The organism is Gordonia marina (assembly GCF_052036135.1).
Classification (GTDB): Bacteria; Actinomycetota; Actinomycetes; order Mycobacteriales; family Mycobacteriaceae; genus Gordonia.
The window spans coordinates 1-3,661 of the sequence record NZ_JBPSDN010000072.1 but is presented as its reverse complement, the minus strand read 5'-3'; the positions used below and the strand labels follow the sequence as shown (position 1 = coordinate 3,661).

Annotated in this window: 2 protein-coding genes; one reads left to right on the top strand and one right to left on the bottom strand. The window is 66.9% G+C overall.

The window, feature by feature from the left end; translation table 11 throughout:
* Positions 1–103: 103 nt before the first annotated feature.
* Positions 104–301, bottom strand: a complete 198-nt coding sequence (locus ACSEEN_RS21235; protein WP_440714239.1) for a hypothetical protein — start codon at positions 299–301, stop codon at positions 104–106.
* 205 nt (positions 302–506) lie between these two features.
* Between ACSEEN_RS21235 and aceE the strand changes: the two genes are divergently transcribed.
* The gene (gene aceE / locus ACSEEN_RS21230) at positions 507–3,299 is read left to right on the top strand and encodes a pyruvate dehydrogenase (acetyl-transferring), homodimeric type (protein WP_371306766.1); all 2,793 of its coding nucleotides are present in this window, start codon (positions 507–509) and stop codon (positions 3,297–3,299) included.
* The last annotated feature ends 362 nt before the right edge of the window (positions 3,300–3,661 follow it).

The following is a 3,661-nucleotide window of genomic DNA, read 5'->3' as shown; positions in this document are numbered from 1 at the left end:
CGAAGGCGCGGTCACCACTAACTGGAAACGTGCCCTTGAGCAACTCTCACTCGCGTATCCAGACCGTATCAACCATCACCTATAAATCGAATACCTGATCGACTTACACGGAAAAGTTGACAAGCTCGATCACCTGCCGGCACACCGCGATGGCGGCGTCGATGCCTTCCCGCGACTGCGTGGTCACGGTGGTGACCCCGATCGACTGTGGCGGCGGTGCCGGCTTCTCACCGCCGCAGCCGGACAGCACCGCGGTGGCGCAGAGCAGCGGAACGGCGATGATGCGCGCACTCGGTCGCACGTTCCCTCCTCCCTCGGGTCTTTTGACCCTGATCTCACATCCTGCCGCACCGGTGTCATGCCGCGTGCATCGTGTGCCGAGATTCATCCGCTGTGACGCCCGCATCCGCTGCCGATCTCTGTGAGATCGTGCACGATGGAGGAGGCCGCAGCACCCCTTGTGGCTCATCCTTCCGCGGCCCAGAACCCACGGGCCCGACCGACGAATGCAGACAGGTGAAATCGTGACCGACCAGGCCGAAGTCAACGCAGGGCATCCCGCCAGCACCAATCGCGTGCAGGTGATCCGGGACGGAGTGGCGTCGTATCTCGCCGACGCCGATCCCACCGAGACCGACGAGTGGCTGGAATCGTTCGACGCCATGCTGGAGGCCGCCGGCCCCGAGCGCGCCCGCTACCTGATGCTGCGGATGCTCGAGCGCGCCGACGACAAGCGCGTACAACTGCCGTCGCTCACCTCGACCGACTTCGTCAACACCATCCCGACCGAACTGGAGCCGGAGTTCCCCGGCGACGAGGACATGGAACGCCGGTTCCGCGCCTACATCCGCTGGAACGCCGCGATCATGGTGCATCGCGCGCAGCGGCCCGGGATCGGGGTGGGCGGCCACATCTCGACGTACGCGTCGTCGGCGTCGCTGTACGAGGTCGGCTTCAACCATTTCTTCCGCGGCCTGGAGCACCCCGGCGGCGGCGACCAGATCTTCATCCAGGGCCACGCCTCCCCCGGCATCTACGCGCGCGCGTTCCTGGAAGGCCGCATCGACGCGGCGCGGATGGACGGCTTCCGGCAGGAGCACAGCCATGCCGGACTGGGCGGCGGCTTGCCGTCGTATCCGCACCCGCGCCTGATGCCGGAGTTCTGGCAGTTCCCCACCGTCTCGATGGGCCTCGGCCCGATGAACGCCATCTACCAGGCGCGCTTCAACCGCTACCTGCACGACAACGGCATCTCCGACACCTCGCAGCAGCACGTCTGGGCCTTCCTGGGCGACGGTGAGATGGACGAGCCCGAGTCGCGCGGCCTGGCGCAGATCGCCGCGATCAACCACCTCGACAACCTCACGTTCGTGGTCAACTGCAACCTGCAGCGCCTCGACGGCCCGGTGCGCGGCAACGGCAAGATCATCCAGGAGCTGGAGTCGTTCTTCCGCGGCGCCGGCTGGAACGTGATCAAGGTGGTGTGGGGCCGCGAGTGGGACACGCTGTTCCAGAAGGATCAGGACGGCGCCCTGGTGAATCTGATGAACAAGACGCCCGACGGCGACTACCAGACCTACCGCGCCAACGACGGCGCCTACATCCGGGAGAACTTCTTCGGGCGCGACCCGCGCACCAAGGAACTGGTCAAGGACATGACCGACCAGGACATCTGGAACCTGAAGCGCGGCGGGCACGACTATCGCAAGATCTACGCGGCGTACCAGTCCGCCCTCAGCCACAAGGGCCAGCCGACGGTCATCCTGGCGCACACCATCAAGGGCTACACCCTGGGCAGCCACTTCGAGGGACGCAACGCGACCCATCAGATGAAGAAGATGACGCTCGACGATCTGAAGGCCTTCCGCGACACCAACCGGATCCCGATCACCGACGAGCAGCTCGAGGCCGACCCGTATCTGCCGCCGTACTACCACCCCGGCATGGACTCCCCGGAGATCCAGTACATGCTCGGGCGCCGGGAGCATCTCGGCGGTTTCCTGCCCAAGCGGCACCTGACCCCGAAGCCGCTGAAGCCGGACACCACCAAGGCGCTGCGCGCCGTCTCCGGCGGGTCGGGCAAGCAGATGGTGGCCACCACCATGGCGCTGGTCCGCATCTTCAAGGAACTGCTGCGCGATCCGGAGATCGGCAAGCGCATCGTGCCGATCATCCCGGACGAGGCCCGCACCTTCGGCATGGACTCGTGGTTCCCGACCCTGAAGATCTACAACCCGGCCGGGCAGCTGTACCGGTCGGTCGACGCCGAGCTGATGCTCGCCTACAAGGAGGATCAGACCGGGCGGATCCTGCACGAAGGCATCAACGAGGCCGGTTCGACGGCGTCGTTCACGGCCGTGGGGACGTCGTACGCGACCCACAACGAGCCGATGATCCCGCTGTACATCTTCTACTCGATGTTCGGCTTCCAGCGGACCGGTGACAGCTTCTGGGCGGCCGCCGATCAGATGGCGCACGGCTTCGTGATCGGGGCGACGGCCGGTCGTACCACGCTGACCGGCGAGGGCCTGCAGCACGCGGACGGTCATTCCCATCTGCTCGCGGCCAGCAACCCGGGCGTCGTCGCCTACGACCCGGCCTTCGCCTACGAGCTGGCCCGCCTCATCGAGGACGGCCTGCGCCGCATGTACGGGGACGATCCGGAGAAGATCTACTACTACCTCACCGTCTACAACGAGCCCATCCACCAGCCGGCCGAGCCGGCGGATCTGGACCTGGAGGGCCTGCGCAAGGGCATCTACCTCTACCGCCCGGCCGCCGCAGCCGGCGAGCACCGCGCCTCCATCCTGGTCTCCGGCATCACCATGGGCGACGGCCTGCTCGCCCAGGACATGCTGGCGGAGGACTGGAACGTAGCCGCCGACGTCTACTCGGTGACGTCGTGGACCGAGCCGGCCCGCGAGGGCGTCGAATGCGACAAGCGGGAGCTGCGCGAGGGCGTCGTCGGCAAGCCGTGGGTCACCGAACTGCTGGAACGCGGCGAGGGCCCGTTCGTGGCCGCCTCGGACTACCAGCGCGCCGTGCAGGAACAGATCCGCGCCTATGTGCCCGGCACCTACCTGACGCTCGGCACCGACGGTTTCGGCTTCTCCGACACCCGCTCGGCGGCCCGCCGCGTGTTCAACGTCGACGCGGCCTCGATCGCCGTCGGCGTGCTCACCGCCCTGGCCCGCGACGGCAAGATCGACCGCTCGGTACCCGCCGCGGCCGCCGAGAAGTACGCGATCACCGACGTCTCGGCCGCCCCGGTCTCCACCGCCGACCCCGGCTCCGCGTAGTCCGGCAGCAGGCTCACAGAACGTCGTGCCTGTGACAGCCGCCGAGGGAATATTTCCCTCGGCGCTCGTCACAGGCACGACGTCTTGCTCAGCCCCGCCCCATCAGCCGGTTGAGCGACACCCCACGCCATCCGATTAGGCTGCGTGAGCCCTGTTAGCTGGTTGAGCCGCCTGAGCCCCGCTAGCTGGTTGAACCGCCCGAGCCCCGCTAGCTGGTTGAGCCGCCCGAGCCCCGCTAGATGAGTGATTCCTGGCGATGTGACGGGTGTGTCGTGTGGGACTGAAGAGCGAGGTCGTCCAGGATCGATGTTGCATACACCGACATCGACATGGGAGCCGACATGGTCACCGACCTGGACGAC

Excerpts from the sequence above, each read along its gene's own strand:
- aceE (WP_371306766.1), top strand. The coding sequence starts at position 507 with ATGCAGACAGGTGAAATCGTGACCGACCAGGCCGAAGTCAACGCAGGG.